This is a genomic window from Vibrio sp. Vf1514 (assembly GCF_052076135.1).
Classification (GTDB): domain Bacteria; phylum Pseudomonadota; class Gammaproteobacteria; order Enterobacterales; family Vibrionaceae; genus Vibrio; species Vibrio furnissii.
In genome coordinates, this window is sequence record NZ_CP197268.1 from 476,920 (window position 1) to 500,249 (window position 23,330).

Annotated in this window: 37 protein-coding genes and 1 tRNA gene; 21 read left to right on the forward strand and 17 right to left on the reverse strand. The window is 47.8% G+C overall.

Annotation, left to right across the window (positions count from 1 at the left end):
- Positions 1-20 precede the first annotated feature (20 nt).
- The 15 genes from ACS18Q_RS16960 to ACS18Q_RS17030 form a co-directional block, all read right to left on the reverse strand.
- Positions 21-344 (reverse strand): hypothetical protein, encoded by a 324-nt coding sequence (locus ACS18Q_RS16960; RefSeq protein WP_441258040.1) that lies wholly within the window; start codon positions 342-344, stop codon positions 21-23.
- Positions 341-934 carry a hypothetical protein gene (locus ACS18Q_RS16965; protein WP_441258041.1) on the reverse strand — a complete coding sequence of 198 codons (594 nt, stop codon included), beginning with the start codon at positions 932-934 and terminating at the stop codon, positions 341-343. Before ACS18Q_RS16965 ends, ACS18Q_RS16960 begins: the two co-directional genes overlap by 4 nt.
- Complete coding sequence (locus ACS18Q_RS16970) at positions 931-1,329, reverse strand: zinc-finger-containing protein (protein WP_441258042.1); 399 nt, start codon at positions 1,327-1,329, stop codon at positions 931-933. Before ACS18Q_RS16970 ends, ACS18Q_RS16965 begins: the two co-directional genes overlap by 4 nt.
- Positions 1,326-1,976: a phage N-6-adenine-methyltransferase gene (locus ACS18Q_RS16975; RefSeq protein WP_441258043.1), complete on the reverse strand. Its 651-nt coding sequence runs from the start codon at positions 1,974-1,976 to the stop codon at positions 1,326-1,328. The genes ACS18Q_RS16970 and ACS18Q_RS16975 overlap by 4 nt, the downstream gene beginning before the upstream one ends.
- A gap of 2 nt (positions 1,977-1,978) precedes the next feature.
- Entirely contained in the window at positions 1,979-2,233 is a 255-nt protein-coding gene (locus tag ACS18Q_RS16980) for a hypothetical protein (protein WP_254413758.1), read from the reverse strand.
- Positions 2,234-2,272: 39 nt separating this feature from the next.
- Entirely contained in the window at positions 2,273-2,482 is a 210-nt protein-coding gene (locus ACS18Q_RS16985; protein WP_441258044.1) for a hypothetical protein, read from the reverse strand.
- Positions 2,475-2,639: a hypothetical protein gene (locus ACS18Q_RS16990; RefSeq protein ID WP_441258045.1), complete on the reverse strand. Its 165-nt coding sequence runs from the start codon at positions 2,637-2,639 to the stop codon at positions 2,475-2,477. Before ACS18Q_RS16990 ends, ACS18Q_RS16985 begins: the two co-directional genes overlap by 8 nt.
- On the reverse strand, positions 2,629-3,231 hold the full coding sequence (locus ACS18Q_RS16995; protein WP_441258210.1) for a 3'-5' exonuclease: 603 nt from the start codon (positions 3,229-3,231) through the stop codon (positions 2,629-2,631). Before ACS18Q_RS16995 ends, ACS18Q_RS16990 begins: the two co-directional genes overlap by 11 nt.
- Positions 3,228-3,497, reverse strand: coding sequence for a hypothetical protein (locus ACS18Q_RS17000; RefSeq protein ID WP_441258046.1), 270 nt, complete (start codon positions 3,495-3,497; stop codon positions 3,228-3,230). The genes ACS18Q_RS16995 and ACS18Q_RS17000 overlap by 4 nt, the downstream gene beginning before the upstream one ends.
- A gap of 38 nt (positions 3,498-3,535) precedes the next feature.
- Positions 3,536-4,648 carry a hypothetical protein gene (locus tag ACS18Q_RS17005; RefSeq protein ID WP_441258047.1) on the reverse strand — a complete coding sequence of 371 codons (1,113 nt, stop codon included), beginning with the start codon at positions 4,646-4,648 and terminating at the stop codon, positions 3,536-3,538.
- A gap of 6 nt (positions 4,649-4,654) precedes the next feature.
- The gene (locus ACS18Q_RS17010; RefSeq protein ID WP_441258048.1) at positions 4,655-5,578 is read right to left on the reverse strand and encodes a Rad52/Rad22 family DNA repair protein; all 924 of its coding nucleotides are present in this window, start codon (positions 5,576-5,578) and stop codon (positions 4,655-4,657) included.
- Positions 5,579-5,589: 11 nt separating this feature from the next.
- Positions 5,590-5,976 carry a hypothetical protein gene (locus ACS18Q_RS17015; protein WP_441258049.1) on the reverse strand — a complete coding sequence of 129 codons (387 nt, stop codon included), beginning with the start codon at positions 5,974-5,976 and terminating at the stop codon, positions 5,590-5,592.
- A 134-nt stretch (positions 5,977-6,110) separates the two neighbouring features.
- Positions 6,111-6,413 carry a hypothetical protein gene (locus ACS18Q_RS17020; protein WP_441258050.1) on the reverse strand — a complete coding sequence of 101 codons (303 nt, stop codon included), beginning with the start codon at positions 6,411-6,413 and terminating at the stop codon, positions 6,111-6,113.
- A gap of 69 nt (positions 6,414-6,482) precedes the next feature.
- Positions 6,483-6,567: transfer RNA gene (locus ACS18Q_RS17025), tRNA-OTHER, on the reverse strand.
- 302 nt (positions 6,568-6,869) lie between these two features.
- Positions 6,870-7,316, reverse strand: coding sequence for a hypothetical protein (locus tag ACS18Q_RS17030; protein ID WP_441258051.1), 447 nt, complete (start codon positions 7,314-7,316; stop codon positions 6,870-6,872).
- Positions 7,317-8,655: 1,339 nt separating this feature from the next.
- Between ACS18Q_RS17030 and ACS18Q_RS17035 the strand changes: the two genes are divergently transcribed.
- On the forward strand, positions 8,656-9,300 hold the full coding sequence (locus ACS18Q_RS17035) for a Rha family transcriptional regulator (RefSeq protein ID WP_441258052.1): 645 nt from the start codon (positions 8,656-8,658) through the stop codon (positions 9,298-9,300).
- Between the two features lie 47 nt (positions 9,301-9,347).
- Here ACS18Q_RS17035 and ACS18Q_RS17040 read toward each other — a convergent pair whose 3' ends face one another.
- Together ACS18Q_RS17040 and ACS18Q_RS17045 are read right to left on the reverse strand one after the other, a co-directional pair.
- The gene (locus ACS18Q_RS17040) at positions 9,348-9,905 is read right to left on the reverse strand and encodes a hypothetical protein (protein ID WP_441258053.1); all 558 of its coding nucleotides are present in this window, start codon (positions 9,903-9,905) and stop codon (positions 9,348-9,350) included.
- Between the two features lie 22 nt (positions 9,906-9,927).
- Positions 9,928-10,593, reverse strand: a complete 666-nt coding sequence (locus ACS18Q_RS17045) for a LexA family protein (RefSeq protein WP_238770985.1) — start codon at positions 10,591-10,593, stop codon at positions 9,928-9,930.
- 114 nt (positions 10,594-10,707) lie between these two features.
- On the opposite strand from ACS18Q_RS17045, the gene ACS18Q_RS17050 reads away from it, so the two are divergent.
- From ACS18Q_RS17050 to ACS18Q_RS17145, 20 genes are all read left to right on the forward strand, one after another.
- Positions 10,708-10,917 carry a helix-turn-helix transcriptional regulator gene (locus ACS18Q_RS17050; RefSeq protein ID WP_158142205.1) on the forward strand — a complete coding sequence of 70 codons (210 nt, stop codon included), beginning with the start codon at positions 10,708-10,710 and terminating at the stop codon, positions 10,915-10,917.
- A 12-nt stretch (positions 10,918-10,929) separates the two neighbouring features.
- Positions 10,930-11,649 carry a helix-turn-helix domain-containing protein gene (locus tag ACS18Q_RS17055; RefSeq protein WP_441258054.1) on the forward strand — a complete coding sequence of 240 codons (720 nt, stop codon included), beginning with the start codon at positions 10,930-10,932 and terminating at the stop codon, positions 11,647-11,649.
- Positions 11,646-12,371 (forward strand): ATP-binding protein, encoded by a 726-nt coding sequence (locus tag ACS18Q_RS17060; protein ID WP_441258055.1) that lies wholly within the window; start codon positions 11,646-11,648, stop codon positions 12,369-12,371. Before ACS18Q_RS17055 ends, ACS18Q_RS17060 begins: the two co-directional genes overlap by 4 nt.
- Before the next feature lie 12 nt (positions 12,372-12,383).
- The gene (locus ACS18Q_RS17065) at positions 12,384-12,605 is read left to right on the forward strand and encodes a hypothetical protein (protein ID WP_441258056.1); all 222 of its coding nucleotides are present in this window, start codon (positions 12,384-12,386) and stop codon (positions 12,603-12,605) included.
- A 7-nt stretch (positions 12,606-12,612) separates the two neighbouring features.
- Positions 12,613-12,816, forward strand: a complete 204-nt coding sequence (locus tag ACS18Q_RS17070; protein WP_238770979.1) for a hypothetical protein — start codon at positions 12,613-12,615, stop codon at positions 12,814-12,816.
- Positions 12,816-12,998, forward strand: coding sequence for a hypothetical protein (locus tag ACS18Q_RS17075; protein WP_441258057.1), 183 nt, complete (start codon positions 12,816-12,818; stop codon positions 12,996-12,998). The genes ACS18Q_RS17070 and ACS18Q_RS17075 overlap by 1 nt, the downstream gene beginning before the upstream one ends.
- Positions 12,991-13,308 carry a hypothetical protein gene (locus ACS18Q_RS17080; RefSeq protein ID WP_441258058.1) on the forward strand — a complete coding sequence of 106 codons (318 nt, stop codon included), beginning with the start codon at positions 12,991-12,993 and terminating at the stop codon, positions 13,306-13,308. Before ACS18Q_RS17075 ends, ACS18Q_RS17080 begins: the two co-directional genes overlap by 8 nt.
- Complete coding sequence (locus ACS18Q_RS17085) at positions 13,301-13,816, forward strand: hypothetical protein (RefSeq protein WP_441258059.1); 516 nt, start codon at positions 13,301-13,303, stop codon at positions 13,814-13,816. Before ACS18Q_RS17080 ends, ACS18Q_RS17085 begins: the two co-directional genes overlap by 8 nt.
- A complete protein-coding gene (locus tag ACS18Q_RS17090) occupies positions 13,774-14,208 on the forward strand; it encodes a DUF1367 family protein (RefSeq protein ID WP_441258211.1) in 435 nt (144 codons plus the stop codon). The genes ACS18Q_RS17085 and ACS18Q_RS17090 overlap by 43 nt, the downstream gene beginning before the upstream one ends.
- Before the next feature lie 249 nt (positions 14,209-14,457).
- The gene (locus ACS18Q_RS17095) at positions 14,458-14,748 is read left to right on the forward strand and encodes a nuclease domain-containing protein (RefSeq protein WP_441258060.1); all 291 of its coding nucleotides are present in this window, start codon (positions 14,458-14,460) and stop codon (positions 14,746-14,748) included.
- A complete protein-coding gene (locus ACS18Q_RS17100; RefSeq protein WP_441258061.1) occupies positions 14,745-15,152 on the forward strand; it encodes an antiterminator Q family protein in 408 nt (135 codons plus the stop codon). The genes ACS18Q_RS17095 and ACS18Q_RS17100 overlap by 4 nt, the downstream gene beginning before the upstream one ends.
- Positions 15,153-15,341: 189 nt before the next feature.
- Complete coding sequence (locus ACS18Q_RS17105) at positions 15,342-15,536, forward strand: HP1 family phage holin (protein ID WP_441258212.1); 195 nt, start codon at positions 15,342-15,344, stop codon at positions 15,534-15,536.
- Entirely contained in the window at positions 15,523-16,113 is a 591-nt protein-coding gene (locus ACS18Q_RS17110) for a lysozyme (protein WP_441258062.1), read from the forward strand. Before ACS18Q_RS17105 ends, ACS18Q_RS17110 begins: the two co-directional genes overlap by 14 nt.
- A 61-nt stretch (positions 16,114-16,174) precedes the next feature.
- The gene (locus tag ACS18Q_RS17115; protein ID WP_441258063.1) at positions 16,175-16,531 is read left to right on the forward strand and encodes a lysis protein; all 357 of its coding nucleotides are present in this window, start codon (positions 16,175-16,177) and stop codon (positions 16,529-16,531) included.
- Between the two features lie 342 nt (positions 16,532-16,873).
- Positions 16,874-17,497 carry a putative metallopeptidase gene (locus tag ACS18Q_RS17120; RefSeq protein WP_441258064.1) on the forward strand — a complete coding sequence of 208 codons (624 nt, stop codon included), beginning with the start codon at positions 16,874-16,876 and terminating at the stop codon, positions 17,495-17,497.
- A 31-nt stretch (positions 17,498-17,528) separates the two neighbouring features.
- Positions 17,529-18,008 (forward strand): DUF2280 domain-containing protein, encoded by a 480-nt coding sequence (locus ACS18Q_RS17125; RefSeq protein ID WP_441258065.1) that lies wholly within the window; start codon positions 17,529-17,531, stop codon positions 18,006-18,008.
- Positions 17,995-19,473, forward strand: coding sequence for a phage terminase large subunit family protein (locus tag ACS18Q_RS17130; protein WP_432594195.1), 1,479 nt, complete (start codon positions 17,995-17,997; stop codon positions 19,471-19,473). Before ACS18Q_RS17125 ends, ACS18Q_RS17130 begins: the two co-directional genes overlap by 14 nt.
- A gap of 229 nt (positions 19,474-19,702) precedes the next feature.
- On the forward strand, positions 19,703-21,088 hold the full coding sequence (locus tag ACS18Q_RS17135) for an anti-CBASS protein Acb1 family protein (protein WP_441258066.1): 1,386 nt from the start codon (positions 19,703-19,705) through the stop codon (positions 21,086-21,088).
- Positions 21,051-21,983 (forward strand): phage minor head protein, encoded by a 933-nt coding sequence (locus tag ACS18Q_RS17140; protein WP_441258067.1) that lies wholly within the window; start codon positions 21,051-21,053, stop codon positions 21,981-21,983. The genes ACS18Q_RS17135 and ACS18Q_RS17140 overlap by 38 nt, the downstream gene beginning before the upstream one ends.
- Positions 21,971-23,329 (forward strand): hypothetical protein, encoded by a 1,359-nt coding sequence (locus ACS18Q_RS17145; protein WP_441258068.1) that lies wholly within the window; start codon positions 21,971-21,973, stop codon positions 23,327-23,329. Before ACS18Q_RS17140 ends, ACS18Q_RS17145 begins: the two co-directional genes overlap by 13 nt.
- The last annotated feature ends 1 nt before the right edge of the window (position 23,330 follow it).

Consider the following 23,330-nt stretch of genomic DNA (forward strand, 5'->3'; position numbering starts at 1 on the left):
AACCTTCTGTTGAGTATGGATTAGATTCGCTCATAGAACCCCGCATAAATTTCAGGATGATTGTCAAAAAGCCAAGCGATTGCCGCTTCGCTTACCGCTTGCATTGGCTTGGTTTCTTCATCGCCGCAATCGAGAAAACCATTGTCATGAAGATGATCAATAGCCTCATCAATCGCAATTGAATGCGCCATAGCGCCGTTCTCACGCGCTGCGTTAGACATACCTTCCAAGTATTCACGCAACTCTGCGCGTTTCGATTTAAGAAGGTTGTTTTCGCGCTCAAGCATGGAGGCGTATTCATGCAGCGACTTACAGCCGCGCATGTCTGATAGTGGTGTTGTCATAGCGTCTTGCCTTTTCTTTGTTCTTCGTATTGGTCCCAAGCATCCATATCGCCACCAGCAATAAAGAATTCAATGTTTCCATCGCCTTTATGATCTCTTGCGCTTCCGCCGTATTTGGCGCCGGGAAAGGTGAATTTCGCTACGTTCGTTATCCAAGGATGTCCGCCCTGAAACTCGGTGAATTCCAAATCAGGTCGCAATGATTTTACTTTGTCCTTGAATAGCTCGAACTTATGGTTCCGGTCAGAAACTTCTTTGTCGTGTCCGCACTTGCACTTTTCATTGCAGTACACGCGATCGCCATCAATAACGAGATTTTCCATTGGTCGAAAATCTTCATCTGGAATCCGCTTTCCGCAATGATGGCATTCAAACCACCAGCCAGCATCTAATAGCGCCTGAGTTGGAACCTTTCCAGCTTCCGCGAAGTGGTCGAATTCTGGCGAGCGTTTGCATTCAAGATCTTCGAAATCTTCACCGAGTTCACAGGAACCAAGGCGGCGCGCGGCCAATCCGTGATGGTGAAAAACGACACATGCTTTTGGCGTGGAATCGTCAGTTACCGTCCACGCAACTTGTTTTTTGGTCATAGCGTAATCATCCCTACTGATTGGCGAATTTCTTTCACCTTGTCGATAATCCGATCTGCTTCTTCGGTCGTTTTGATGTGTGCCGTGTGATATTCACGACCAAGAGACTCGCGCAGCATCTTGTAGATGTCACCGCGACGAACTCGGCCTGTTTGCCATATCGGATCAATTAGCTTGTGTATTTGCTGGCGCTTATCTTTTATCGCTGGCGATGGGATAACCCCAAGCGGCTTGGTTCTGTCGGATGTCTTGTGGTGGCACCCAACGCAATGTCCGCAGCTATCACATTTCCAAAATGGAAGGTCGTAAAGGTCAGATCGGTGTGGGTAAATCTCGGAACCGTCCGTTAGTCGAGCTTCGATATCTCGCTCGCAGTTACAGCAGTAAATCTTCATGCCGTCACCTGCTTATTCATCATTTCCAACATAACGTTACCCTGTGCCAATAAGTCGTCACGACTCAGGCGCTCAACAGGGCGTCGTTCCCACTGCCATTCACAGTCAAAAATCATCACAGCCGAAGGGAATCCGGCAGAGCTTGGTTTATCTTTGTCAGTCGCTGGCTTGTACCAGTCCGGCGCTTCAAACGCGACTCGGCCTTCGATGTACTGGATAAAGTCAGCTTTGTCCGTAAACCATTTCTCAGATGTGGCCGCTTTAATCAACAGCATGATTTTTGCGCCTTGGTCGCGCTGTTTTATGCACCATTCAATGATGTGCGTCATGCCAGTGATGTACTGCTCATCATCCATGAATGGTCGGGAGTAGGGAGGGTTACCAAATGCAGCGCTTCCGCCAATGCGCTTAAGGTCGGCCGCAAGGTCTTGCGCTAAGGCGTTATCGCTTGCGGTGTAATAGTTAGGAAGCAGGGCGTTGCAATCGTCAGCAAAGATATCGAGAACGATTGAACCAAGGCGTGGCGAGAAGTAGCTAAACAACCCCCACGCGAGCGCTTTTGGTGTTTGCCACTGGTCGCCTATTTGCTTCAACTGGTGTGATTCTTGGCTCTGAGTTTCAATCAGAGCTTTGGCGTATTGGTTCATTCTCACTCTCTCCCGCGCTGATTAAACTGCGGGTTCTTTCTTCCGCCTTTCGTTGCGTCAGTATTGTGGAAGTAATGAACCGGATGCGTTTCGAGTTCTCCGCGATCAAGTTTTGAATCTTCGATTGCGTTTTCCGCCTGGCGTCGGCGTCTTGCAACATCAATCCGGCGGCGATCTGATGCTGAAACAATCTCGCCAGATTTCGGACGCAGCGCCATAACGCCATCAACTGCATTGGCGATTTCTTCGTTAGTCATGGTCGTTACCTCAAAAAGAAAAGGCGCTGAATGCGCCCGTTAAATTACCTGATAGCCCTGACTTTCCAGCCAAGCCGTCACCGTATCTTTCCCGATGGCACCAAGCAGGAGCCCAGTATTCATATGCTCGGCGGCGTCGTATTCGTTGATAGACTTAACGATGTCCTCAACCGGAACGCCTTCGGCTGAAACTTCAACGCCTTGATGAGTCACTTTGTCAGCAGTGAAGTTGATAGTTTTCTTATTCATGGCTGTATTTCTCCAGTACTTTTCTCGCGTTGGATACTGCATTGCGGGATAGGGTGCCATTCAGCAGAGATTTGAGAGCGGAAACGAGTTCCGCTTTATCACCTTCTGATTGGCTGAGCTTTTTGGTCAGGTTGGCGATAATGTCTTCATTGCTCATCGTTGCCATCCAGATCTTTAATTGCCCAATACACCTCCATGCACGCACGAGCATCTGCCATGGCGGTGTGAGCGTTTTCTAATTTCTTACCAGTGAAGTGCTCATAGGCTTCTTCTAGCTTTGGACTTTTGTAGCCGTAGCGGTTTTTTGGCTCCATCTTCATGATGGGCTTAGCGAGAAGCATGGTGTCGTGATGGTCGTCTTTGTCGGCCCACATATCCATTTTCTCTTCGCTGAAACCGTGGCGTTTCAATCCAATACGGACAATGCGCTGGTCGAATGTTCGGTTATGAGCAACGCGCTCGCCGATACCGCAGCACTCATCAAGCAGCATCTTGATCGCATCTGTTTCCGGAATGCCTTTCTCAAGAGCAATTTCAGTAGTGATGCCGTGGATCGCAGCAACTTCATCAGGAATAGTCCAGCCGTCAGGCTTAACAATTACGTCAATTTCCTTGATGATTTCGCGCGTTTCTGCGTTGCAGACGATGGCACCAAGCTGAACGATATGCGGCTGACTTTCGTCATCGCTAGGGACTTTCCAGTTCGGTAGGCCTGTTGTTTCTGTGTCGTAGAATGTGATTGTTTTTATTGGTCGTTACCTTCGTTAAAAACTTTCTTTTCCCAATCGCTAACGTATTGAGAAAGGTTGTTTGCATTAGCGCATCGTTCAATTTCAGTTCGCTTTGCTCCGGCGTTGAATGCTTCTTTTAGCCATCCAACAAACTCATGAGGCGTTCTGCCGATCAGTGTCGCGTCCCATACGCGTTTAACGAATGAGCTATTTGCTTGAACTCCACCGTGAGGCTTGTAAATCAAGCTTCCGTTTTCGTGTAAATAATATTCACCTTGGACCATGGTCGTTACCTACTAAAGAGGGGCCGAAGCCCCTGTTGTTATTCAGCGATCATTTTCATCGCTTCGCTGTATCCGTCCCAGTTATCAACACCAGCTGCGTAAAGAGCATCAAGCAAGTCAGATTTACGCAATAGCTCGTCGTATTCTGACTTTGCAATCGTGATGGTTTGTTCTGCTTCTGGCTGGAAGGCTTTCACCGGTGCCGATTCAGCTTCGGCCATGACTTGGCGAGCTGTTTCAATTCGTGACGGCTGAGTTTTTACCGATTGGGGTTCCGGCGCTTGAGTTGACTCCGGCTTGCTGATTGCTTCAAGCTGCTTCGCTTGGCTGGACATTACAGAAAGCTGAGAAATGACAACCTTTACCTTTTCCTTTGCCTCTTCTGTGCGGTCCTTAAATTCGCTCTCGTTGATGTCGAAACTTTCAAGACTTGAAATTTTGGCCTCAATCTCTGCTGACGATTTGCCCATGAGGTTCAGTGGGATCATTTGAAGCTTGTTCAGTCGATTATCAATCTCTTGGGACTGTTTAATCTCTAATAGCTGGGCTTCTTGCTTTTTACGCTGTTCTTCCTGAACCAAGAAGATGACGCGATCGTTAAGTGCTTTGATTGCGTCTTTGATTGCTGTCGCGGCGTCTTGAGCGAACTCATCGAAGCCAGACGAAACATCCATGGCTTCCAGCGCTTCAATTTTGCTTGAGCATTCTTCAACTGAGTCAGTTTCAGAAAATTGACCAAGCTGGCGAATGTTCTGGATGCGCAAGTTGATTTCGTCCTTTCGCTCTTGCTCGATGCGGTCTTGTTCTTCCTGCCACTCTTTTCGAGGTTGCAGAACTTCATCACGGGTTACGTCAAGCTTCTCTGTGATGGTTTTTTTGGTCTCATTAACCTTGCTGATCTTGTCTTTGTACTCTTTGACTGCGTCATCACAACATTTCGTTAGAAACGTTTTTGAGCGAGACACCTTGTTGGCCACGCTTCCGATCTCTTTTCGACCTTTGTCTGTCGAAACGTCTGGAATGTGAGACAATGCCAACTTCTGCACTTCTTCAATGATGTGCTCAATGTTGCCGTAGTCGCTTAAAACCTCAATGGCCTTATTTGGCTTCATTGATTCAATCTGTTCAATGGTGATTAGTTCTGTGTTCATTGGTCGCTACCTCTTGGATTTCACTTTTGCAATTCGTTCTTTTGTTAGGCGATCCAGTTCGTCGAATGCTTGCTTGCAATCAAAGTCAAACTGGCTGGTTTTTTGGGTAAGCTCGTTCCTTATCTTCAAAGAGAAATTATTGATCGTGCTTTCCGTTGGAAGCTCAGCAAACATTTTTGCTTCGTTGGTAACCCAAGTTGTTAGCTCAGTAATCTTTCCATCTCGATACTGAGTCAGGTTTGCTGCAATTTCTTCTTTGCGTTTGTCCTTGGCCTTTATGGCTTGTGACTCAAAATCGTCATCCCGATTCACTTGGGCTGCTTGGTATGCGTTTTTGAATGCGGCTCTTAAGTCGTTCATCGTTTCAGATGATTGGATTGCACTGAGGAAAGGCGTGTAATCTTTTTGAGGCACTGCCCATGGCGGAAGATCGGGAGTGCACCAAGAAATGTATCTGGCGTTTTGCTTGTTGCGCTTGTCTGGGTAATGAACGTGCAAGTTTACAGCGTCACGCCGTGTTTTCACCTCTTCACAAACAGCAAATACGGCGTCAAGTTGATAGAGGTAACGACCAATCCCAAGCTGAACCGCTGCGCGTTTCATCGAGTCGGATAGGGCACCCTTTAGTGCTTCGATGTTTGTGTATTCGGCGCCGTCCCACTTTGTGACACTCTTTTCGCCAATAGTAACCGTAATACCGCACAAATATCCCTTTCCGTCAGGGCTTGGTTTGTATGCGTTCTCCCACCCGAATACGCCAAAAACGTCATCAAGGCGTTTCTGAACTGCTCGGCTGGTAATGTATGGGATAACCATGCAGTAAGGGTTTCCTGATGCTGGGAATCCGGCTTGCTGAACTCGCCATTCAACTTCGTCAGGATGGAACGGTTCGGCCAGCTTCCGTTGAACGTCATCAAGTGTTGTGCTCATTGGTCGTTACCTCAGTGGTTTGAGATTTTTAGGTTTTCAAATAGGGTGGCTAAGTGATCTTCGAATTGCTGTTTTTTTTCAGCGAGATATTCGTCTTTTACCGCCGACTCGTGTTCTTGAATAAACCGGTTAAGCAGTTCATGAAAGTTGCTTTGAAAGTTTTCAAGCGGCATGAGCTTGTGACTGCTCATCAATGGATCGAATTGTGTAGCCATAACTTCACGAACTAGGCCTACAATCATTCGGCGCGGCAAGTCTTGCTCAAACATCCAGTCAACAAATGCTGAAATCGTCAGGCCGCAGAAATCACGGTTTGATTTGATGCGGATTAAACCGTTATCGATGTAGGCGTTAAATGCGGATTCTTCGCTTTCTGGAACTAGACTAAGAATATTCATCTGATGTATCCTTTCGGTGTGAGCTGCTTGGTCGCGGCTCGCAGACTGATGACAGTGTTCATTGGTCGTTACCTCTGCCGCTTAGCGGCATGGAGGTTGTTTCTTGGTCGTTACCGCCTCCCCGATAACCCCGCTTATGCGGGGTTTTTGGTTTCTTCGCTATCGTACTTATTGCCACAGAAAGGGCAGTGAGACATTTTGAAGCCGTTTTGCAGGTGCTTCACGTTCTTTGCTGGCTCGCCGCTCTTTTTGAGTGGTCGATACTCTGTGTTCACATAGAGCGCTACTGGTGCTGATGGCTTTCCGCCAAGAAAGAACACGCGATTTTGCCAGTCAACTTTAAGAGAGCCGCTAACCATAGGCGTGTCTTTCATCTGTTCCTTTACTGCTACTTCTACTTTTTCAAGCATTTCATCAAAGCAATTACATTGACTCATTGTCGTTACCTTCTATCTGGTGAAATAAACCCCGCACAGTGGCGGGGTGGTTTGGTCGTTACCCGAATGTGGCACCCCGTAGAGGAATCGAACCTCTCACGTCCTTCCAGCTTTTTACGTACCGACTTAGAAGGTCGGTGCTGGTTTACGGGGCGTATTTTGAAAGCAAACTCTCGTTCCCCATCACCCGATACGTCGGTAAATGGCAGCTATCTAAGTTTGCTTTGAAAATGGTGATACCAGCACCCTGTTAGAACAACTGTCGTCACGTTAGCGCGAGAAGGTGTGTTCTGGTATCGGTTTACTCGGTCTACACAAGGCGGATATTACACATCGTTATTAGAGTTCAGATGCTTTTCCCCAGCCAATCTGGTACTTGCTCACAACAGGATTACTTAGCTCTACCTGTTCGTCCAAATGAGCGTTTCCCTTCGAGGTTCTAACTTACAGACTCGGTTAATGCCCCCACTTTTTGCGCATTGCGCTCCAGCGTGGACTCTTTGTTCTCTTGTCCTTAAGATGATCGCTTATTCTTTTGTTTACCATCGTGTTCGAATCTGGAAAGCGACCACTTTTGTAATGCTTCTTGATGCCTCTAATGCCCATTGGCTTGCGAGATATTGACGTCGGTCTAATCTTCGGTTGTCGTGATTCTTGATAGAAGTTCAACCACCAATGATCGCGCTTCAATTCCCACTCATCCAATATTTCCCAAGGCTTCTTGTTTAGTGCGTGAGCATAATGAACGCAGCGATTAACAACCCATTGGAAGTGCTTATAAAACTCTTCTTTGCTGCGCATTGGTCGCCTTTCGTTTCCAGCTTGTTTAACGTCACGCATATACGCTGCTTTCAGCGATTTGTAGCCATCAGTTTGGCTGAAATATTTCCAATCAACTTTCATGATTTACCTCACATGGCGCAGCGCTTAAAGCGTAGTCTTTCCCACTGTCGTAATGGTCACGAGGTTAAGGAGAGCCTCGCCCATTCCGTCGCATTATTGCTGCCCGTCTACGGCTCAGGCGAATGGATTATTACCTGAGCTTACAGCTTCCAGTCTGGTGAAACTGGCGCGGATTGGCATGGCGACACACCGTTCCCGTCTTGATGCACAAGCATGTCCAGATGCTTTGGTTGAGCTGCCACCATCATAAAAAACACCAGATTCGTTAATTAAGATTAAGCAGCTCACCAAAGAACCCGTTCAACTTGAAACGCCTCTGACCGTCATTACAAGAGGTCAATCAGCTCTATGGGTAGCCAAAGGCGTTTCAAATTGGCTCTGTTTCCAGAGCGAAAAATAATCCGAGATATGTCGTCGTCCTAGTTCGGGATGCCAGCTCTTTTTCAGCGCACTGCCAATGCACTTCACCTGTATGTGATTACTGGACTTACTCCCAACTGAGTAAGTGTTTGCATTTGTACGTGTCGGCTTCACGCCCGATTTATCGGAGTCAGATTTGTTTTCTATCCGCTTATCACAGCAAGAAAACTCGGATTATTGGTTATTCTTTTCTGTCTCTACCACACCGCCGAGACTGGCGGGGCTTATTCACTTATCGGGTCATCCTCTCGGTTAAGCCATCCAGCATGCGCGCTTCCGTTATCTATAGGTTGCGCTGCCCGGTCGCCGCATCGGTGAATAAGGTCTGTTTCAGTGAATTTCTGTCCTCCGTCACTGGTTTACTCGGAGTGACCTAGCCGACAAGTCGGGTAGTCGGGTAGTCGTTCATGGTTCGTGTTGTTAAAGAGCGTATCGGCTAACCGATGAGTCAAATATACGAATCGTACATTTCACTGTCAATACAAAATGTACATTATTTTTTCGATATATACGCAATGTGATGATTCTCACAAATTAAAGGAAATAAAAAACCCGCCGTAGCGAGTGTTTAGATTAAGCAATGCGTTGTAATAACAACTGCCTTTGAGTAATATTGACGAGTGAGTTGCTTGGTCGCGGCTCACAGACTGGTAAATGTGAATTTATTGGTCGTTACCTCTCGGAGGTTGTTTCTTGGTCGTTACCACCTCCCCATCTAGCCCAGCCTCGTGCTGGGCTTTTTGGTTCTTATGGTCGAAAATTGATCATACCTGTTTGCATAGACAGTGATCTGATCTATGATTATCTCTGCCTTTCGGCAACCAGATTCTGAATAAGGGAAACGACCAATTTGCCCGGTGTTCACTTTCTGGAGGTAACGAAGCCAAAAAAATTCACTCAACCAATGAGAGGTGCGATCATGCACATAACAACACGCGACCAAAATCTAACCATGAGCAGCCGCGAGATTGCGGAGTTGACAGGAAGTCGTCACGATAATGTGAAGATTTCCATGGAGAGGATGAAAAATTCAGGTGTAATAGGTTTTACTGCAACGCAGGAAAAGCCCAGCGCACAAGGCGGCAGGCCGCTCACTGTATACAATGTAAACAAGCGTGATAGTTATATCGTCGTAGCCCAACTATCACCAGAATTTACGGCTCGTCTCGTAGACCGATGGCAAGAGCTTGAAGAGGCCAATCAACTACATCTACCTAAAACCTTTTCTGAAGCTTTACAGCTGGCCTCAGATCAAGCGAGACAACTTGAACTAGCAGCTCCAAAAGTTAAGTTTGTAGAGAGTTTGGTTGAACGAAAGTCTTTAATGAATGCCACCCAAATTGCTCAGCAGTTTGGTAAATCTGCTGTATGGCTAAACAAGCAGCTTGAAGATCTTGATGTATACAACAAATCAGTAAAACGCGGGAGAACGTTTCAAAAGTGGTTTGTTGATAGGGGATTTGGTGAAATGAAGCAAACTGAAGTTGGTTATCCTCAAGCTTTGTTCTCTCCGGCTGGTGAAATATGGATTCACCAAAAGTTTGTATCTGAAGGTATTTTATAATTTAGATAGCCTCCCTTCACTCGGGAGGCTGTTTTATTCTATATCCATTATTGGTAGACGGTTCCAGACAATTGGTATTCGCCATTTTTAAACTTAACAAGCATTTCCTTGTATTTCATGGCGTTTTCTCTATCGAAGTAGATAGCATACATGCCCCTTGTGGCAAAACTAGTACCATGATCAACTGAAAGGAAGTGATTAGTCTCGTTTCCACTATGAAATGAATATTCGATGTTGTAGCTCAAGTATTTAGACGGTATTTTGTCAATTTCCTTATCGACCAACTCTCTCCTCTTACTGGCCAACTTCTCCCATTTTAGATATTTATCAACCGCCCCAATGTGCCTGTCTATATTGTCGAGATCTATATATAAAAAATTACTTCCGCTACCATATCGATCAACTCTGACTTCAACTAGTTCAATTCTACCGCCCTCATCATGCGATGATATTTTCGCCCATGTCATTTGAGGCATATATTGATTCGTAATGTCATTATAAACGGCTCCCTGAAAATCAACCCCCATTCTCTGAGTAACACTTGGTACTGAAGAGCAGCCGGAAATCACAATAGAAAGTAATAAAAAAACGAAAAAATTTTTCATAAAATCCCTGTTTTTATGATTGTTAAAACAACTTCAGCTTCGCATCAACAACGACCCCGATAATCTTGCAGTTACCGTTAATGGCTATTGGGAGATAGGTTGGGTTAAGCGGCCTTAGATATTTTTGTCCGGCATCGATGACCAGCTTCTTGAATGTCGCCTCATTCACATCAGTAAGCTTAGCAACAACAAGCGATCCGTTTTGGTGATCTCTCTCTGTATCAACCAAGACCATCGTTCCTTCTGGAAAGCTGACTCCGGTAGCGGATGTCATTGAGTCGCCTTCCACTCGCAGCCAGAAACAGCGCTCACTTGTCCTTTCAGTCGTCTCATACCATTCGCTTATCTCATTGAGCGTGTACGGCTCACAGGCCTCAGTCCAAGCGCCAGCTTGAACAGAACTCAGCACAGGGAACGATTTCTGGTACGTAGGTTGAATGTCAATCTTTGATAGGTTAGACCAACCTTCATCTGGATATTCTAGTGTCCCATCTGAATGCAGAGTTAGCGTATCGAGGTTGAGAACGCTCAATATTTTAGCGATTTGAGTTAGTGACGGCTCTCGTCTTTGATTTAACCAATGCCCCATCCCGCCGGGAGTTACTTCTACCAGCTCAGCGAGTTTTTCTTGGGTCATGCCCACGTCTTTTAGTCTGGCTTTAACCAGATCAGTCCAATTCATCTTCATAACAACCAATGTACAAAATGTATAAAATCAATCAACGCACATTTTGTACATTCTGTTGCTATATATCTATACGTTATGTATATTGATGGTACGGAAAAAATCTGAGGTTTGACAATGCAACAAATTAGAAAGGTAAGAGAGGCTGCGAATATTTCAGTCAAAGACCTTGCGGAAATCATCGGCACGGAGACCGCAGCGGTTTACCACTACGAGTCTGGCCGTAGGACTCCCGATTTCAATCAGTGCTGGAACATCGTTAACGCACTGAATCAGCTCGGTGCAGGTTGTTCTTTTGATGAAGTATTTCCAAACCCAAAGCAGTAGGGGTAACGACCAATGAGCATGGAGTTAATGGTCAAGGCTATGAAGTGCAAAGTGGGGAATCCGCTTAGAAAGCTGGTGCTCATTAAGCTTGCAGATAACGCAAATGACCAAGGCGAGTGCTGGCCTTCATATCAGTACATTGCCGATCAGTGCGAAATAAGCAAGCGCTCTGTGATTAGCCATATTGACGCACTGATAAAGTCCGGATTACTTCGCAAGGAGATTAGAAAAGGCGGCGCTAAAGGTAATGCTTCGAATATCTACATCATCAATTTTGGTGGTGCAGGAGATTCACTAGGGGTAGTGCAGGAGATTCACCACCCTAGTGCAGGAGATGCACTACCCCCTAGTGCAGGAGATGCACCCAGAACCAGTCACTCTATTGAACCAGTCAATGAACCTTTAAAAAGTAAACCAAAAAGTTCAAAGCTGGATTTCTCTGCTTGGCCTTCAGAACCAAGCGAGCAGATTTTCAAAGACTGGAAAGCCATGCGAGACAAAAAACGCGCCCCGATCACTCAGACGGTGATCAATCGCCTTGCATCGAAGCTGGTGGCCGCTGGTAAGCAGTTCGGCATGAGCGTTGATGATGTACTTGGCCTTTGCGTTGAGCGTGGATGGCAGGGGTTTGAGATTGAATGGCTGGCGAATGTGAATCGAGGGAAGCCTCAGGGCGTTAACTATGTCGGCAGCGACTTCACTGGGCCGAAGGGTTGGGAGGAATTCAGGTGACGAGACTGGAAGAAATCAAGCGCCGCGCAGCAACTGGCAACCACAAATACTCGTGGGAAGACCTGAAGCGACTGCGCGAACAGGACGAATCGAAACAGCCGGAGATATTCAAGAAACAGTTTGAAGAACACCGCGCATCACGCACTGTCGGGCGCTCAGGCATCTTGCCAATGCATCAAGGCTGCACGGTTGAGAACTTTGAAATACTCACGCCGGAGCATGCCAAGGCTGTGAAATTCGCAAGATGGTACATCGACAATTTTCACATAAACAACGGGGGAGGGTTCATTTTCGGCGGCAACTCGGGAACGGGGAAAAACCACATGGCCTCAGCAATTTGCAATCAGCTGATGAGCAAGGGCTATTCCTGTTTGGTCATCACGGTAAACGAGCTCATGCAGAAACTTCGCGCTTGCTACAAGAAGGACAGCGAGATAACCGAAGACCAGTTTATTCGCTCCATGATCGGCTTTGACCTGCTGGTACTGGACGAAATCGGGCTTCAACGAAACTCAGACGCAGAAAAGCTGACGCTAAACCAAATCATCGATCAGCGCATCTGCCGATTTAAACCAACTGGCATGCTGACCAACTTGCCAGCCGGTTCGGACAATCCGGACGACCAATCACTCAACTCAGTGCTCGGCGTCCGAATCATGGACCGAATGAGAACCAACGGCGGGAAATGGATCCCGTTCGAATGGCAAAGCTACAGAAAATAGGGGTAACGACCAATGGGTAAACCAATCATCCCAACCAAAAACATCGAAGTCACGACAATGAGCGAAGCTATGCCGTTCTACTACGGCAATCAGTCGAAAGCTTCTCGCATGACGGGAATCAATCGCCGAGTGATCGCCAAGTGCTTGGACAAGCATTCAGATTACGACATCAAACTGCTCGTTGTTCGCGGTGAGGATGGCGAAATCATCCGTTTCGAACCAATTAACTGGTAGGTGCGCTATGAACAAGATTAAAACCCTATCCCTGTTTTTCACGTTCGCAGTCGTTGCTATGACGATCGGTGCCTTTGTTAACAAGCTGGATATTTCGGGCGAATACAAAACGGTCACGGCATACGTTATCGCATGTGCTGTTGCCTATGTGTTTTACGTCATTTCCGGTGAATCAAAGCGCGATGATGCGGATAAGTGGGAGGATGAGTGATGAACAAGGCGCTGAAAACCCTATGGTCTGCTCTGTTGTACGCATTCTGCATTGTTGGCATGTCCGCACTGGTTGGCACTGGATTGATGTATGGAGCATCAAAAGCCAGTCATTTCACAGCGTTACTTGAAGGGAAAGCGCTGGTTATCACTGTGGTTGATTTGGGTGGTGAAGATGATTGAACATTTTCTCTCTGACTACCAATCGCAAATCGAAGCGCTGCAATGGTGGCATGTCGTATTGGGATATCTGTTTGTGTCTGTCGTGAATTCAATTGTAGACAACCGACTCATCGCAATGAAAGAAATTGCAATTGCAGAAGCCGAAAGAGAGCAATCGAAAATATCAGACGCTATTTCGTTGACGCTATTGAACGTATTGCTCGACACCATGGATTACTCATGGCCTACAGTTGGCGCATGGTGGGAGAAAGCAGAATACCGACGCTCTCTTGTGATGGCCAATAGATATCGGAAATCGTGCTATGAATAACTACACCATCGGAATCGATCCGGACTCCAACAAATCAGGCATTGCCGTTTACAAAAACGGCAAGCTCATCCACTGCAAATCCATGACGCTAATGAACTTCATGGATCTGCTTATCGGAATGAAGAAGGAAGGCCATATTCACGCACATATCGAGAACGTGTGCGGAAACAATGCGCGGTTTGCCAAAAGCGGCGTGAAGAACGCGAAAGCAGCGACGGCGGTAAACCGTTCTATCGGCATGGTTCAGCAAGCTCAGCAGGAATTAGAGCGCATGCTTGACCATATTGGGATTGGATACACTCGGCACCGCATAAGCAGCGCTTGGAAGTCTCAGGCTGAAAAGTCTCTGTTTGAGAAAGCAACCGGATGGACAGGGGCAAGTAACGATGACTCTCGATCGGCGGCGTATTTCGGCTTCATCGGATTGGGGGGGGCGCAATGGCAACGCTACACCTTGTTAAAGACATGGGCGGCTTTAAGCCGCTCGGGACTGACGACTCCGACCTGATGAAAAAAATTCCGCTCGGATCTCTTATCGAGTGCGAATACAGCAAGAAGCGCAATCCTAAATTTCATCGCAAGTTTTTCGCGCTATTAAATCTTGGGTTTGAGTATTGGTCACCACCAGAAAAGCAGTGGAAAGGATTCAAAGCTGTGAAGAACTTCGACGTATTTCGTGAGCAGATCACCATCTTGGCTGGTTTCATGGATGTGACCTATAACCTCGACGGAACCGTGAAGGTCAAAGCGAAATCAATCAGCTTTGCCAGCATGGACGACAACGAGTTTGAGCAAGTCTATTCGCGCGTTCTTGATGTTATCTGGAACAAAGTATTGAGCACGGTATTTGAAGACAAGCGCCAGCTTGAGAATGCCGTCAATCAACTGATGGGGTTTTGAGATGAATATGCGAAATATTATCGAAGATGTTTGCACTTGTGGCGAACCGATCAGTGTTGAGATTGGCTGTCATCGAAGAACATTAAGGACAGATGGGAAGCGGCCTTTCTATCCTGATGAAAAGTTACCGGAGGGTTTGGATCCTGAACGATACGATGTTGATGGAATGAGTGTTTTCCGCTGCCGAAAATGTGGGGAGTGTGTTGATGAAACAGTTCCGTCAGCAGCATTCGGAGAGAGGTTGAAAAAATGACGCTGGCCAGAAGTCGTAAAATCATGAACTCAGCCCGTGGCGAAGATTGCACCCTTCGCCTTGTCGGGGTCTGTAATTTCAATCCTGAAACAACTGTCGCTGCGCATGTTGGCGTCCGTCGCGGTATGGGCATCAAGTGCGGAGACAACATGATTGTTTACGCATGCTCGAACTGTCACGCAGTTATTGACTCAGCAGGTCGTGAGCAATACGCCGCAGACAAACTACGTGGAATTGAAGAGACTCAGGAAAAGCTAATCGAAAAAGGACTGATGGTGATCGCATGAGAGACTTATCGACAACACGCAAAATTCTCAGAGCTTGGGGGAGCTGGTCACATAATCACACAAACTGCGATTGGTACCGCGAAGCGCCAGGTATGTCGAATGTGATTCCAGAAGAAGCGAAACCATACTTCGAGACGCTGACGGATGACGACGCGCTGGCCGTGGATAAGATCGTGATGAAGATGTACGACGAGAAGAACCCGCGCCCAATGTCATTCTTCATTCTGAGTTACGTGTACGGCATGAACAACTGCGAAATAGCACGGCGAGCGACTAAGGCCGACAGGAAGAAGTGTTCTGAGGGGAAAGTGCGCAATGCCCTGATGCTGATGGAGACATTTGTTCAAGGGGCTTTGGCTGCTCAAGAAGAGGTTGGGGCAAAGCTAAAATTCTGCTCAGATTGATAAAAAAGCCAAAATAGCTCTATTCGTTACGAATTTTTTGTCATAGTCTGACAGTATCAAAGCTACGGCGGTCGCACTGTCCCGCTGCTATCAAATAAAACAAAGCCCGGCGTTTTCGCTGGGCTTTTTCTTTTTCTCGTCAGTTAATTTTCAGAATAAAGGGCACTCCGACAGGGGGTGGGTATGCGTATGAATGAAAAAATTTCCAGTTCTCTGTCGTATGCGTGGGCGTGGTTTTGCGGGTTATTCGCATGGGTGTCCGGAATCTCTCCGGACTGGTGGACGGTAATCATCGGCGCAATAGGTATGATCATCACTGCGGCGATTAACTGGTACTGGCAGAAGAAGCGATTCAGCGAGGATTACGGAAGTGGGCAAGATTAGCAGCACAGTTAGAGCCTTGGTCGCGTCCGGCGCTTCCGCTCTTGCTATCGCGGCTGCAATGGTGATGCCGTTTGAAGGCGTTGAATACAAACCCTATTACGACGTAGTTGGCGTTCTTACCGTGTGTTACGGGCACACAGGCTCTGACATCATTCCAGAAAAAATATATACCAAGGCAGAGTGTCATCAGCTTCTCGAAGAAGACTTGGCGATTGTTCAGAGAGGTGTCGATCCTTTAATCAAGCCTGCGCTTCCGGAATCGACCAAAGCTGCGCTTTACTCATTCACGTACAACGTCGGTGTTGGTGCGTTTTCTCGATCGACACTGCTGAAAAAGCTAAACGCAGGGCAGATTACTGGAGCCTGCGAAGAGTTACGACGGTGGGTTTACGCTGGTGGCAAGAAGTGGAAAGGCCTCATGAATCGCAGAGAGATTGAGGAAGAGGTGTGCAAGTTTGCGTTTACATCGGTCGATGTCAGGCTTGGGCACTACATTAAACTGAAGGACGCCGGTGAAAATGTTGACGCAATTGAAATCTACACTACTGGCAGTCTTAGCTCTTTTGTTTATCACTAGCGCAACCCTTTACTTGGTTGAGCGTGAACGACTCAAGTCAGCAAGGCTGGAACTTAACCAGATGACAACAGAGCGCGATTCACTCATCGACCTCAACAACAAGCAAATCGCTCAAATCAAATCGTTCAACGAAATCGGGGCAAGGCATGCAGAAGAACTCACAGCGGCGCAGGAAGAAATTGATAATCTGCGCGATCGCCTCGGCTCTGGCCCTGAGCGGGTGTACGTCAAAGCAGATTGTCCAGCAGCAATGCCCGACAAGCCCGGCACCGGAAGCGTGGGCGATGCAACAGCCGCACGACTTACCGAAGCAGCTCAGCAAGATTATCTACGTCTCCGACAAATGATGACGGAGAACCTGCAACAGACCAGATATTTGCAGGACTACATCAAAACCCAATGCCTGGTGAATCAGTGAAAAAGCAGAACCAGAACAAAAAGCACATCAGAGACATGAACCTGCGCAAGCGCGGCAACTCATTCAAGAATCTCCCATGGAGACGCTGAGAGCTTTTCCTTTCGCTACCGAAGGGCTTTCGTTCAATCACTTCTGATAAAGGGGGGTGATCTATCTTGGCAGCTCGGAAATAGACGAGAAGTGCATTAGGCCACGCCGTGAGGTGTCGCCTTGTGTGCGATTTATAAAATTCTGCAAACTGCATTCGTTGAGTGTGTTTTTCAGAGATTTATTCCAGTTTCAATAGTGTGCAGTCTCGGCGCTATCGGGTGTTATACAAAAACGACCAGAGAATTATTCTAAATGACGACCATTGCTAGGCCACTCCCGCCATCGTCGCTGGTTGATGAGCTCAATATCTACACCAAGATAGAGCCAGCCAACGACGTGATGGAATGGGTATCCAGCCAGATACTCAGTCAAGGCGGCGAGCTCTACAACGAAGATCACTTCCATCTCATCGATGCTGATATCAAATTCATGTGGGCATCAAGCACATTCGAGAAGAAAGGGCGGCATGTTCTCGGGCAGTGTGAAGAGGTGATGATTCGCGCCGGCGGCTGGCAAAAGGCCAGAGCAGAGCAGCAGATGGTCGAATGGTTCGGCCATGTCCCGCAATTCATCATCACACTCGCTGCGGATTATTGCTCAGTTTGCACAGACACTGATTTTTGTGCACTGGTTGAACATGAGCTCTACCACATTGCGCAAAAGCTAGATGAGTTCGGAGCGCCCAAGTTCACGCAAGAAGGCCTACCTAAGCTTTGCATTAGAGGCCATGACGTCGAAGAGTTCCATGGAGTTGTAAGGCGTTACGGTGCAACTAGCGATGTGAAAGAAATGATTCAGGCTGCGAGCAAAAGCCCAGAGGTTGGCAAAGCAAACATCGCCAGAGCGTGCGGAACCTGCATTATGAAACTGGCTTAAACGATAGATTGACATATACGGTAATAATTTTATGGCTGCACTGAACAACGAGGTCAAAGCCTTTATCGTGCAAGCCTTGGCTTGTTACGACTCTCTTGAAACAGTCTCATCGTCCGTCAAAGAACAGTTCGGATTAAGCCTAACAAGACAGCAAATTCAATCATACGACCCAACGAAGGCCGCTGGTAAGTCGCTTTCGAAAAAATGGGTTGAGTTGTTCGAAGTCACAAGAGATCGGTTTCAAAACGAAATTTCAGACATCCCGATCGCCAACAAGGCGTATCGACTGCGAACGCTTGATCGCATGGCCGCTCGCGCTGAGACAATGAGAAACTACAATCTCACGGCTCAGTTGATAGAACAGGCCGCAAAAGAGTGTGGCGACTCTTATACGAACAAACAGAAGCATGAGCATTCTGGTGCTGGCGGTGGCCCAATCGAAACACTAACCCTAAGCAAAGACGAATATAAACAAGCTCGGCGGGAGATGTTGGAGGATGACGACTGTTGAGCAAAGGAATTACGCGAGAAAATTAGAGTGCGAAGAAGACGGGCTTTATTTCTCACGGTATTTCTTTAAACAACGCACTGGCGGCAAGATGATTGTCGCGCCTCACCACGAAGTCATTCAAAGAACGCTTGATCGCGTTATCGATGGTGAGATTAACCGCCTGATTATCAACGTTCCGCCCGGGTACACAAAAACAGAGCTGGCAACCATCAATATGATGGGCCGAGGAATAGCGCTTAACAATCGCGCTCGATTCATGCACCTGTCCTACTCGCACAACCTGGCGCTGCTTAACTCATCAACCGCAAGGGGGATGATTAAGTCAAAGGCGTATCAGGCAATGTGGCCGATGAGCTTGCGAGATGACGCAGACAGCAAGGCGATGTGGTGGAATGAGCACGGCGGCGGTGTTTACGCGTCTTCCGCTGCTGGTCAGGTTACTGGCTTTCGTGCTGGACATATGGAGCCAGGTTGGCAGGGTGCGCTAATTATCGACGATCCGGTAAAGCCGGATGATGCATTCTCTGAAGTTGTCAGGGATGGGGTAAATAATCGATTTAACGAAACCATCAAGTCTCGCTTGGCGATAGAAACCACGCCAATGATAGTGATTATGCAGCGCATTCACTACAACGACCTTAGCGGTTATCTGCTGCGTGGCGGATCTGGCGAGGAATGGCATCACTTGAATCTTCCGGTGATTATCGATAACAGCTTGCCTTACGAGGTTATGTACCCGGAGAACACGCACGCGATACCAATAGACCACGGGCTTGATGATGGATGGCTTTGGCCGTTTAAACACAACGAGTCGCACAGGACTGCGCTGTTTTCTCACCGAAGAACTGCAGAAGCGCAGTACATGCAAAGGCCTCGCCGGTTCAACGAGGAAGGAGCGCTTTGGAACGAAGCAATGATCGCGGCAGCACGTGAGCTTCAGATACACCTTGAAAGAACAAGAACCGTCGTCGCAATTGACCCGCAAGCATCAAACAGCGATGAAAGCGATGAAACTGGGATTTCTGTGGCCAGTGCGTACGGCGCAGGCGACAAATCACTGTTTAGTGTTGATGCAGACTACAGCGGTAAGTTCTCTCCGGCGGGGTGGGCTAAAAAAGCGATATTCGCCTACGAAACGCATAATGCTGATTCCATAGTCATTGAAACCAACCAAGGCGGCGACATGGCAGAGGACACGCTCAAGAATGCAGGGTTTAAGGGGCGAATCATCCGTGTCCACGCGAACAAGGGCAAGTTTGCACGCGCTGAGCCAATATCAGCACTGTATGAACAAGGACGCGTCGCGCACTGCGGAAATCTTTATACCCTTGAAAACCAGATGATGGAATACGTTCCAACCACCGCCAAGAAGTCACCAGACAGACTTGACGCTACGGTTTATGCATTGACGGCGCTGGCACTACCACAGGCGCTCGGAATGATGATCCCAAAACGATTGAGATAACCATGGCTTTATTCAAAGTAAAATCGCGCGACGGCTCCGTCTCGCTGATTGTGCGTGCGCGCTGCATTACTTGCGCGAGAGAAACTGCGGTAAACACCTATCCAGCGAGTGAAACACTTCTTTGGCGCGATCCCAACTTATCGAGTGTCGAAGTCATCTATGACACAAACAAAACACTGTATGAACCCAGTGGAAAGCGATGCGTACTTGAACGGACGGAATACAAAACATGAGCGAAAAGTTAGAAATGGCAGTCAATCATGCTCGTATGCTTGCCGCGAATAGCTACCAAAGTAATCCGGTTTCTCGTGCGCGTGAGGCATTGCTTGCGCCGATGGGGATGGACCATAAGCGGTCGTCGGCTTGGTGTGAGTATGGATGGAAGAAAACCATAGACTTTCATGACCTTTACGGCGCATATCGACGCGGTGGTCTGGCGTTCTCTGCCGTAAACAAGCTGGTCAATAAGTGCTGGTCATCTTTCCCCGAAGTTATCGAAGGCGAAGAAAAGGACGAGTCATCGAAATTGACCACGTGGGAGAAGCAGACCAAGAAGGTTTTGACTAAAAAACTATGGTCCGCATTCGCTGAAGCAGACAGGCGCCGACTTGTAGGCCGATATGCTGGCATCTTGATTCACGTTCGTGATAGCAAGAAGTGGAGTGAACCAGTAGGCAGCAGCGGCCATGGTATCGAGAAGTTCACGGTTGCTTGGGCAAACTGCCTGACGGTGAAAGAGTTCGACACCGACATTAACAGCGAGAATTACGGACAGCCAAAAATGTGGTCATATACCGCCACATTGCCCAGTGGCGGAAAACAGTTGTTTGACGTCCATCCGGATCGTGTATTTATCGTCGGTGATTACACGATCGACGCTATCGGGTTTCTTGAGCCGGGATATAACGCACTAACCAATATCGAGAAGGTAGAGGGCGGTTCCGGTGAGTCATTCCTCAAGAATGCTGCGCGCCAGTTAAACGTCAACTTCGATAAAGAGATCGACTTCAACAACCTCGCATCTCTGTACGGAGTCAGCGTTAGTGACCTTCAGGATAAATTCAATGAGGTCGCTGTTGAGGTAAACAAGGGCAATGATGTTCTGATGACAACGCAGGGGGCAACCGTAACGCCTCTTGTCGCCAACATCCCAGACCCAACGCCAACTTATGACATCAACCTTCAAACATTCGCGGCGTCGGTTGATACCCCTAGCCGAATTATCGTTGGTAATCAGCAGGCAGAGCGGTCAAGCACCGAAGATAACAAGTACTTCAACGGAAGATGCCAGTCGCGCAGAGAAATGGATCTGAGTAGCGAAATTGAAGGGCTGGTGGATAAGCTCATTGGCATGGGATCAATCAAGCAGATTAGTGACTTCTCAGTTATTTGGGACGATCTGAATGAGGCGACGCAGAGTGACAAGCTGGCAAACGCAAAAGTCATGACTGAAATCAACGACAAGTCAACATCAAGCGGCGCGCCAATTTTCGGCGATGACGAAATCAGAAACGCTGCTGGGTTTGAGTCGATGGAAGATACCGGCGCTTTGCCAGATACCGACCCGGAGTTAGACAATGGCAACGAAACCGAAGGGGCCGATACTTCCGCGTAATATCGAAGACCCGACTGGAGTCGATCGGCTAGAGCGTGGCGCAATGCTTCGTTACAAGGAAAAGCTATCGAGAATAGGTAGGGAGTACCCAGCGTTAATTCAGAGGCTAAACCCTCAGCTTTCGGTTAATGCTAGGTACACATACGAACTCGATGAAGCAACTCTCAACTACATCTTGTCGCAAGGCAACTTGTTGATTGATGAGATTCTCCTTGAAGGCGGTCAGCAATCACCTTGGCTCTATGAAAAGTACGTGTCAGTAGCTTACCAGCGCGGAACCGGTCAGGAATTCGCCAACCTATCCGCTCAATCACCAGCTTACGCAGCAGAAGTAGAGAGCCTGAGAGAGCTGATTAATTCAGATCCTTACCGGCTTCGCATCGGTTTGGTTAAGTCTCGCGTATTCGAAGAGATGAAAGGTCTGTCGGCAACGGTTAAAGCCGACATGGCCAGAGTTTTAACTGACGGCATCGCGAGAGGCCTGAACCCATCAGAAGTTGCTAGGGCGCTGAAAGTCAGAGCGGGACTTGAAGAGTATCGGGCAAATCGTATCGCTCGGACTGAAATTACCACTGCGTTGCGACGGGCAAGGTGGGATGAATCTGAAAGCGCGCAAGAGCGGTTTGGACTGACGACCATGCAATTACATTTATCAGCCCTGTCACCGACGACGCGAATAACTCATGCGCAGCGGCACGCGAAACTATTCACTGTTGATGAAGTGAGGGATTGGTACGCAATGGGGTCAAACTCGATTAACTGTAAGTGCAGCCAAGTTGCGGTTCTGGTTGACGATGAAGGCAACCCAATCAATGAGAGCATCATTGACCGAGCAGAGAAGATGCTGAAGAAATCAAAATTCGCAACCAATAAAAAATATTCATGCTGCCACTGATGCAGTTAGGGGATGAAATGAAAAAGTCAAAAGTTTCACTTGTCGTTAACTCATCACTCGCGGTCAATCGTGAGTCATGCATTCAAGTGAATGTAACCACTCGCGTTAACAGTCAATCAATCCGTCGAGAGACATACAACAATCGTGAACACTGGGTACTGCCGAGTTACACACTTCCTGCAAACGTGATCATGAATGGCGGCTTATACACGGCAGAGCAAATCGACAAGCACTACCAAGGCCTTGAAGGTACGCTTGCCCCGCTTGGACACCCGACACTTGATGGCGCTTTCATTTCTGCATTTAGCGCAGAAGGCATCAATCAAGGCCACGTCGGCGCGTGGAACCGAAACGTGAAGAAGTCCGGCAACCGCGTCTATGTCGAAAAGTGGGTGGATATTGAAGTCGCCAATCAAAGCGAAAAAGGCAAAGAGCTTATTGAGCGCGTCGAAGCCATTGAGCGCGGCGATGATGTTCCACCGATTCACACCAGTATCGCCGTTTTCCTTGAACAACTTGAGCCAAATGAAGAACAGAAGCAAGCCGGTGCCGAGTGGGTCGCAGACATCAAGGCAGTTGATCATGACGCAATTCTTCTGAATGAAGTTGGCGCAGCAACACCGGAGCAAGGCGTTGGCTTAATGGTCAACGCAGACAAGGCGAAATCACTAAAGCTATCTGCAAACTCTGGTGTGCTCGTCGGTGAAAGCTTTCGAGAACTTGAGCGTCGATTAGAGAAAGCGGCCAAAGATAAATTTGCACCGGGCAATGATGAATACGCATGGGTGGCAGACTTCACAAGCTCTCAGGCGATTGTCATCACCAACGGCGGCAAGGCGAAAGTTTACGGATACAAATCCGAAAGCGGGAAGATTATTTTTGACGACGAAGGCACTGACGTCCAGCGAACTGAATCGTGGGTAAGTGTCGTCGCCAACAAAGTAAAAGGCTTATTCAATCCGCAGGAAAAACCTGCAACAAACCAACAGGAGGGCGACATGCCTTTGACCACAGAAGAGAAACAAGAGCTGATCAGCGAAATTGGCAAGGGATTGGCGGCGAATGTTGCAGAAGCTCTGAAACCAGTTAACGACAAGATCGACGCTCTACAGGCCAACACCGAAAAGCAACTTAAGGTTCTGACTGCCAACCACGACGCAGAAGAAGCGCGCAAGCGTGACGCTGTCTCAAAGCAGTTCGGTGAAGTTGTCGCCAACTCACTGCAAGGTGATGCTCTTGACGAAATGTTCAAGAAATGTGGTTCTGCTGCGCCGCTTGGCACCAATGCGGCAACAGAGCAACCAGAAACCGGCGCTCCTAAGGCCGACGAATACTTTCCACAATAAA

Excerpts from the sequence above, each read along its gene's own strand:
- ACS18Q_RS17050 (WP_158142205.1), top strand. The coding sequence starts at position 10,708 with ATGCAACAAATTAGAAAGGTAAGAGAGGCTGCGAATATTTCAGTCAAA.
- ACS18Q_RS17010 (WP_441258048.1), bottom strand. The coding sequence starts at position 5,578 with ATGAGCACAACACTTGATGACGTTCAACGGAAGCTGGCCGAACCGTTC.
- ACS18Q_RS17040 (WP_441258053.1), bottom strand. The coding sequence starts at position 9,905 with ATGAAAAATTTTTTCGTTTTTTTATTACTTTCTATTGTGATTTCCGGC.
- ACS18Q_RS16975 (WP_441258043.1), bottom strand. The coding sequence starts at position 1,976 with ATGAACCAATACGCCAAAGCTCTGATTGAAACTCAGAGCCAAGAATCA.
- ACS18Q_RS17075 (WP_441258057.1), top strand. The coding sequence starts at position 12,816 with ATGAACAAGGCGCTGAAAACCCTATGGTCTGCTCTGTTGTACGCATTC.
- ACS18Q_RS17020 (WP_441258050.1), bottom strand. The coding sequence starts at position 6,413 with ATGAGTCAATGTAATTGCTTTGATGAAATGCTTGAAAAAGTAGAAGTA.
- ACS18Q_RS17135 (WP_441258066.1), top strand. The coding sequence starts at position 19,703 with ATGAGCGAAAAGTTAGAAATGGCAGTCAATCATGCTCGTATGCTTGCC.
- ACS18Q_RS17085 (WP_441258059.1), top strand. The coding sequence starts at position 13,301 with ATGAATAACTACACCATCGGAATCGATCCGGACTCCAACAAATCAGGC.
- ACS18Q_RS17125 (WP_441258065.1), top strand. The coding sequence starts at position 17,529 with ATGGCTGCACTGAACAACGAGGTCAAAGCCTTTATCGTGCAAGCCTTG.
- ACS18Q_RS17105 (WP_441258212.1), top strand. The coding sequence starts at position 15,342 with ATGAATGAAAAAATTTCCAGTTCTCTGTCGTATGCGTGGGCGTGGTTT.
- ACS18Q_RS17080 (WP_441258058.1), top strand. The coding sequence starts at position 12,991 with ATGATTGAACATTTTCTCTCTGACTACCAATCGCAAATCGAAGCGCTG.
- ACS18Q_RS17115 (WP_441258063.1), top strand. The coding sequence starts at position 16,175 with ATGACAACAGAGCGCGATTCACTCATCGACCTCAACAACAAGCAAATC.
- ACS18Q_RS17100 (WP_441258061.1), top strand. The coding sequence starts at position 14,745 with ATGAGAGACTTATCGACAACACGCAAAATTCTCAGAGCTTGGGGGAGC.
- ACS18Q_RS17120 (WP_441258064.1), top strand. The coding sequence starts at position 16,874 with ATGACGACCATTGCTAGGCCACTCCCGCCATCGTCGCTGGTTGATGAG.
- ACS18Q_RS17145 (WP_441258068.1), top strand. The coding sequence starts at position 21,971 with ATGCTGCCACTGATGCAGTTAGGGGATGAAATGAAAAAGTCAAAAGTT.
- ACS18Q_RS16985 (WP_441258044.1), bottom strand. The coding sequence starts at position 2,482 with ATGAATAAGAAAACTATCAACTTCACTGCTGACAAAGTGACTCATCAA.
- ACS18Q_RS17070 (WP_238770979.1), top strand. The coding sequence starts at position 12,613 with ATGAACAAGATTAAAACCCTATCCCTGTTTTTCACGTTCGCAGTCGTT.
- ACS18Q_RS16970 (WP_441258042.1), bottom strand. The coding sequence starts at position 1,329 with ATGAAGATTTACTGCTGTAACTGCGAGCGAGATATCGAAGCTCGACTA.
- ACS18Q_RS17015 (WP_441258049.1), bottom strand. The coding sequence starts at position 5,976 with ATGAATATTCTTAGTCTAGTTCCAGAAAGCGAAGAATCCGCATTTAAC.
- ACS18Q_RS16980 (WP_254413758.1), bottom strand. The coding sequence starts at position 2,233 with ATGACTAACGAAGAAATCGCCAATGCAGTTGATGGCGTTATGGCGCTG.
- ACS18Q_RS17090 (WP_441258211.1), top strand. The coding sequence starts at position 13,774 with ATGGGCGGCTTTAAGCCGCTCGGGACTGACGACTCCGACCTGATGAAA.
- ACS18Q_RS17095 (WP_441258060.1), top strand. The coding sequence starts at position 14,458 with ATGACGCTGGCCAGAAGTCGTAAAATCATGAACTCAGCCCGTGGCGAA.
- ACS18Q_RS17140 (WP_441258067.1), top strand. The coding sequence starts at position 21,051 with ATGGCAACGAAACCGAAGGGGCCGATACTTCCGCGTAATATCGAAGAC.
- ACS18Q_RS17055 (WP_441258054.1), top strand. The coding sequence starts at position 10,930 with ATGAGCATGGAGTTAATGGTCAAGGCTATGAAGTGCAAAGTGGGGAAT.
- ACS18Q_RS16990 (WP_441258045.1), bottom strand. The coding sequence starts at position 2,639 with ATGAGCAATGAAGACATTATCGCCAACCTGACCAAAAAGCTCAGCCAA.
- ACS18Q_RS16965 (WP_441258041.1), bottom strand. The coding sequence starts at position 934 with ATGACCAAAAAACAAGTTGCGTGGACGGTAACTGACGATTCCACGCCA.
- ACS18Q_RS17005 (WP_441258047.1), bottom strand. The coding sequence starts at position 4,648 with ATGAACACAGAACTAATCACCATTGAACAGATTGAATCAATGAAGCCA.
- ACS18Q_RS16960 (WP_441258040.1), bottom strand. The coding sequence starts at position 344 with ATGACAACACCACTATCAGACATGCGCGGCTGTAAGTCGCTGCATGAA.
- ACS18Q_RS17130 (WP_432594195.1), top strand. The coding sequence starts at position 17,995 with ATGACGACTGTTGAGCAAAGGAATTACGCGAGAAAATTAGAGTGCGAA.
- ACS18Q_RS17035 (WP_441258052.1), top strand. The coding sequence starts at position 8,656 with ATGCACATAACAACACGCGACCAAAATCTAACCATGAGCAGCCGCGAG.
- ACS18Q_RS17065 (WP_441258056.1), top strand. The coding sequence starts at position 12,384 with ATGGGTAAACCAATCATCCCAACCAAAAACATCGAAGTCACGACAATG.
- ACS18Q_RS17000 (WP_441258046.1), bottom strand. The coding sequence starts at position 3,497 with ATGGTCCAAGGTGAATATTATTTACACGAAAACGGAAGCTTGATTTAC.
- ACS18Q_RS17045 (WP_238770985.1), bottom strand. The coding sequence starts at position 10,593 with ATGAAGATGAATTGGACTGATCTGGTTAAAGCCAGACTAAAAGACGTG.
- ACS18Q_RS17030 (WP_441258051.1), bottom strand. The coding sequence starts at position 7,316 with ATGAAAGTTGATTGGAAATATTTCAGCCAAACTGATGGCTACAAATCG.